6 protein-coding genes are annotated in these 4,982 nt (G+C 73.1%); 4 read left to right on the forward strand and 2 right to left on the reverse strand.

Annotated features, from left to right (window positions below; all coding sequences use genetic code 11):
- On the forward strand, positions 1-213 hold a 213-nt coding region (locus ABD308_RS00005), incomplete at its 5' end, for a hypothetical protein (RefSeq protein ID WP_344321623.1).
- Positions 214-347: 134 nt separating this feature from the next.
- On the opposite strand, the gene ABD308_RS00010 is transcribed toward ABD308_RS00005, so the two are convergent.
- Complete coding sequence (locus ABD308_RS00010) at positions 348-1,352, reverse strand: stage II sporulation protein M (RefSeq protein WP_344321631.1); 1,005 nt, start codon at positions 1,350-1,352, stop codon at positions 348-350.
- A gap of 220 nt (positions 1,353-1,572) precedes the next feature.
- Here ABD308_RS00010 and ABD308_RS00015 point away from each other — a divergent pair, with 220 nt between their 5' ends.
- Positions 1,573-2,511 (forward strand): RDD family protein, encoded by a 939-nt coding sequence (locus tag ABD308_RS00015; RefSeq protein WP_344321639.1) that lies wholly within the window; start codon positions 1,573-1,575, stop codon positions 2,509-2,511.
- A 13-nt stretch (positions 2,512-2,524) separates the two neighbouring features.
- Here ABD308_RS00015 and ABD308_RS00020 read toward each other — a convergent pair whose 3' ends face one another.
- On the reverse strand, positions 2,525-3,175 hold the full coding sequence (locus ABD308_RS00020) for a hypothetical protein (protein WP_344321646.1): 651 nt from the start codon (positions 3,173-3,175) through the stop codon (positions 2,525-2,527).
- A 124-nt stretch (positions 3,176-3,299) separates the two neighbouring features.
- Here ABD308_RS00020 and ABD308_RS00025 point away from each other — a divergent pair, with 124 nt between their 5' ends.
- The gene (locus ABD308_RS00025) at positions 3,300-3,836 is read left to right on the forward strand and encodes a SigE family RNA polymerase sigma factor (protein ID WP_344321653.1); all 537 of its coding nucleotides are present in this window, start codon (positions 3,300-3,302) and stop codon (positions 3,834-3,836) included.
- Positions 3,833-4,966 (forward strand): hypothetical protein, encoded by a 1,134-nt coding sequence (locus ABD308_RS00030; RefSeq protein ID WP_344321658.1) that lies wholly within the window; start codon positions 3,833-3,835, stop codon positions 4,964-4,966. Before ABD308_RS00025 ends, ABD308_RS00030 begins: the two co-directional genes overlap by 4 nt.
- The last annotated feature ends 16 nt before the right edge of the window (positions 4,967-4,982 follow it).

Here is a 4,982-nt window from a genome sequence, read left to right on the forward strand (position 1 = left end):
CCGGGCGCTTCGTTCTTTCGTGTTTCCAGCTTACCAGATGTTTTCCGCTCCGTTTTCCGGAGTTTCATTCATCCGATTCCCGCTGGGGGGATTTCCTTCAACCTCGCTCCGAAGCCTATCAAAGCCTTCGGTGTGCTCAGTTCCGGGATTTACCTTGTCGGAGAGGGTGCGCATTCGATGAAGCACACTCGCCTCGACTCGGCGGTGTCGTAGACACTAACGCCTGAGCCTGACTGGTGTCCAGTCGGTCCCAACCGTTCAAACCTACTAGCCCACCCCTACCACGTCAATGGTTTTGTTGGGCTGCGAGAAGAGTAGCAGCTCAGAGGCCTGTTGATCACACCGGCTCAGGCCGCGACCGGCTGAAGGTCCGCCCGGTCGGCCGCATCCAGGTCGCCGGTTTCCCCGGTCTCCGCGGCCTTTCGGCCCAGCACCAGCGCGTAGAGGAGGAACGCGACCTCCGCGATCGCGCCGATGGCGATCCGGGCCCAGGTCGGCAGGCCGGACGGGGTCACGAACGCCTCCAGGACGCCCGACACCGCCAGCACCGTCGCCAGGCCGATTCCCATGCCGATGATCGAGCGGCCCTGTTCGGCGAGCGCGGTGGCCCGGGTACGCGGGCCGGGGTCGACGATCGTCCAGCCCAGGCGCAGTCCCAGGCCGCCGGCGACGAAGACGGCGGTCAGCTCCAGCAGGCCGTGCGGGATGAGCAGGCCGAGGAAGGTGTCGAGCCGGCCTGCGGACGCCATCAGCCCGACCCCGAGGCCGAGGTTGAGGACGTTGCTCGCCAGCACCCACAGCACCGGCAGGCCGAGCACCACGCCGTAGAGCAGGCACTGCACGGCGATCCAGGCGTTGTTCGTCCAGACCTGGGCGGCGAACGAGCTCGCCGGGCGGTCGGAGTAATAGGTCTCGTAGGCGCCGCCGGGCCTGGTCATCTCGCGGAGCTCGTCCGGCGCGGCCAGGCTGTCGCGGACCTCGGGGTGACCGGCCACCCACCAGGCGACCAGCGCGGTGGCGAGCAGCGAGAGCACCGCGACCGGGATCCACCAGCGGCGCGCGTGGTAGAGCGCGGCGGGGAAGCTCACCATGTAGTAGCGGGCGACGTCCCGCCAGCCGCTGGTCCGGCTGCCGGTGACCGCGTCGCGGGCCCGCGAGACCAGGCTGGTGAGCCGGCCTTCGAGGGTCGGGTCGGGCGCGGCGGCCTGGACCTTCGCCAGGTGTCCGGTGACGCGCTGGTAGAGGGCGACGAGTTCGTCGGCCTCCTCACCGGTCGGGCGCCGCTTCCTGGCGAGGGCGTCCAGCCGGGCCCACTCCCCCTGGTGAGTGGCGACGAAGACGTCCAGGTCCATGCGGCGGCTCCATGGTCGGCGCGGGGCGCGCGGTCGGGCGGTGCGGACAGGTGGGCCCAGCATGCCAGGGCCGGACGGTGTCGCGGCCCCCGGGACCTCCCTTCCCGGCGGGCTTCGTGGCCCCGTATGTTGACGGTGGCGGATCTCGGGATCGTGGGGGCCGATCCGCCGGATTCCCCGCCCACGGACCACGAACCACCGACGGGAACGGACGGGTGTCTTGAGCGACCTGGTGACGGGCGAGGCGGTCGTCCTCGGCCTGCGCGCGGCGAAGCTTCCGAGCCGGGGGCTCGCGATCGCACTGGACCTCACCGTGCAGCTCGCCGGCCTGGTGGCGACGACCCTGCTGCTGAGCCTGATCCTGGTCGACCTGGACGGGGCGGCGGTCGCCGCCGTGACGATCGGGCTGACCGTCTTCTTCCTGGTGGCGCTGCCGGTCATGATCGAGACCCTGACCCGGGGGCGTTCGCTGGGGAAGGCCGCCCTGGGGCTCCGCGTGGTGCGCAGCGACGGCGGGCCGGTGCGGTTCCGGCACTCGCTGGTGCGCGGGCTGATCGGCTTCCTGGAGATCATCGTGCTGTTCGGGGTGCCGGCGGTGGTCTGCTCGGTGGTGTCCTCGGACGGCAAGCGGCTGGGCGACGTCTTCGCGGGGACGCTGGTGGTCCGCGAGCGGGTGCCCGGTGGGAGCGGGGCGGCGGTCGCGCTGCCGCCGGTGAACCCGCAGTTGCTGCAGGCGATCGGCGGCGAGCTGGTGGCACTGGACCTCTCCGCCGTCCCGGAGCCGCTCTGGCTGGCCATCCGGCAGTTCCTCGGGCGGATCGGCGAGCTGGACCAGACCGTCGCCCACCGGATGTCCGCCCGGCTCGCGGACGACCTGGTGGCCCGCACCGGCCACCCGGTGCCGTACGGGGTCCACCCGGCGGCGTACCTGGGCGCGGTGCTGACCGAGCGCCAGCGGCGGGAGTGGAGCCGGGCGCAGCAGGGGTACGCGTTCCAGCAGGCCCAGGCCCAGCAGCAGGCGCACGCTCAGGCCGGCGCTCAGCAGCAGGCCCCGCAGGCCTGGGCGCCGACCCCGCCGAGCACCCCGGCCGCTCCGCCGGCTCCTCCGGCGCCTCCGGCCCCGCCGGTCTCTGGCACCGGCTTCGCCCCGCCCGCCTGAAGCCCGACCCCGTCTAACCGGGCCCCTCGCCGTACCCGAACCCGGCGGGCCAGGGGTTCGGCGCCGATTCCAGTTCCTCCAGTTCGACCCCGCCCGCCGCCAGGACGACGTCCCCGGCCAGGTGCACCACCTGCTGCTCGCCCGTCTCCAGGTCCGCCACCTGGTAGCGCTCGACCACCAGCGGCCCCGAGTCCGTCGCGTGCGTGTCGACGCCCTCCAGCAGCCAGCCCTGGTCGAAGGTGCGCGGCGCCAGCACCGGCTCGGTGAACGCGACCAGCCGCACCCGCGCACTCGCCCCCTCCCGCAGCCTCAGCAGCCGCGCGGTGGCGACCAGGAACCCGGGCGAGCGCCCGGCGAAACCGTGGGCGCGGTCGTGGCCCTCCACCGCCTGCTCGCCCGCCGGGTCGGCCGCGTCGGCCCGCACCCAGGCGACCCCGTCGACCGCGCCGCCGCGGACCTGCCAGCCCCCGGCCCGCAGCTCCATCCGCAGCGGCCGGGCCCGTGAGTCCAGGGTGAGGTCGACCGTGCCGAGGACGCGGCCGTCCGGCGCGTACGTCTTGGAGACGTACCGCCAGCCGGCCGGGCCGGGCGCGCAGCTGAACCGCTCCTCGCCGAGCAGGACGTGGTCGTGGGTGTCGTGGAGCGAGTACCGGCCGTTGGGCATGCCCGAAAGCCTACGTCCGGGCCGGAGCGACGACTTCGGACGGGCCGTGCAACCTCCCCCGGACTCCCCGCATCAGGGAGGTGAGTGCCGCACCCGCGGCACCGGCGGAAGGGAGCATCCATCAATGGCGAAGCAGACCCGCGACGCCGATTTCACGGCGTTCGTCGCGGCTCGGGCGCCGTGGCTCCGCAAGGTGGCCTACCTGCTCTGCGGCGACTGGCACCGCGCGGACGACCTCGTCCAGGAGTCGGTCACCAAGCTCTACGTGCGCTGGGGCCGGATTTCCAAGGTGGACAACCTCGACGGCTACGTGCGGACGGTGCTCGTCAACACCTTCCTCGCCGAGCAGCGTTCGCCGTGGGCGCGGTGGTCGGCACGCCGCCGCGACGCGGCCCTCCCGGAACGGGCGGCGGTCGTCCCGGACCCGGACGTCTCGGTCGACCTCCGCGCAGCGCTGTCCGCCCTGCCGTCCCGTCAGCGGGCCACGGTGGTCCTGCGCTACTACTGCGACCTCACCGTCGAGCAGACCGCCGCCGCGATGGGGTGCTCCACCGGCAACGTCAAGAGCCAGTCCTCCCGGGGCCTGCACGCGCTGCGCCGGCTCCTCGACCACGAGACCGTCGCATCGGCGGCCGGTCCCTCCGAAAGGATCACATCGTGAACGACCCGTACGACGGTTCCTCCTCGCTCTCCGCGGCCGAGCAGCGGCTGGCCGCCGAGCTCACCGCGCTGGCCGACTCCCCGGCGCCCGGCATGGGTTCCGACACCGCCTGGGCGGTCCGGACCGGCCGGTCCCGGCTGCTGCGTCGGCGCCTGGCGGCGCTCGGCGCGGTGACGGCGGTGTCGGTCGGCGCCGCCACGCTGGGCGTCGTCTGGCCGGAGGGAGGCGCCGGCTCCACCGTCGCGGCGGCGGCCTCCGGCTCCGGCTCCGGATCCGTCGGGCCCCGGGTCGGCCCGGACACCGGCCACGACCCGCTCGTGGTGCAGGCCACCTTCGGATGGCTGCCCGCCGGCTTCGACGACATCGAGTACGACAAGGGCTTCTCCGGACAGCCGGAGGCGTCGCAGGCCAAGGCCATCGGCCCGAAGCAGACGAACACCACCACCGACCGCAATCGCCAGCTGCTCTTCCTGACCGTCCACGCGCCCGGCGTGGAGCCCCCGCTCGACCTCGGGGGCGGCCTCCGGTACCGGGTGGACACCACCCCGATCAACGGTCGGCCGGCGTACTGGGTCGGCAGCGCGCCGGGCAACCCGGCCGGCGTGGGCGACGACCGGACGCTGCGCTTCAAGCTCGCCGACGGCCGCTGGGCCGAGCTGCACGCCTCGTACATGAGCGACGCGGACAACGTCGCGAACGTGCTGGTGCAGGCCGCCACCGAGGTCCGGACCGAGCCCCGGGCGGTGGCCATGCCCTTCAGGATCAAAAGCCTGCCCGCCGGCCTCACCCCGGCGTCAGCGAGTCTGGGCTACGGTCCCGAGGCCGCCGGGGGCTACCCGTGGACGGCGTCCATCGGCTTCACGCTGAACGGCAAGTGGATCTCGGTGACCGCCCACCCCGACACCACGCCGGCCCCGCCGACGAACGGTCGCGTCACCCGCGAGAACAGCCTCCTCGCGAGCGTGGACGTGCCGGAGGCCTGCAAGAGCTCCAAGGGGGTCAAGCTCTGCGTTTCCGCGATGGACGGGGAGGCGCCGTTCGCCTCGATCGGCGGCTTCAACGGCCTGCTCGACCGGGTCACCTCGCGTGGTACCGACGAGAACGCCTGGACCACGGAGGTCCTCCACTGAACCCGATCCGCACACG

It is taken from the genome of Kitasatospora putterlickiae (genome assembly GCF_039527695.1).
GTDB classification, from domain to species: Bacteria; Actinomycetota; Actinomycetes; order Streptomycetales; family Streptomycetaceae; genus Kitasatospora; species Kitasatospora putterlickiae.

Excerpts from the sequence above, each read along its gene's own strand:
- ABD308_RS00025 (WP_344321653.1), top strand. The coding sequence starts at position 3,300 with ATGGCGAAGCAGACCCGCGACGCCGATTTCACGGCGTTCGTCGCGGCT.
- ABD308_RS00020 (WP_344321646.1), bottom strand. The coding sequence starts at position 3,175 with ATGCCCAACGGCCGGTACTCGCTCCACGACACCCACGACCACGTCCTG.
- ABD308_RS00010 (WP_344321631.1), bottom strand. The coding sequence starts at position 1,352 with ATGGACCTGGACGTCTTCGTCGCCACTCACCAGGGGGAGTGGGCCCGG.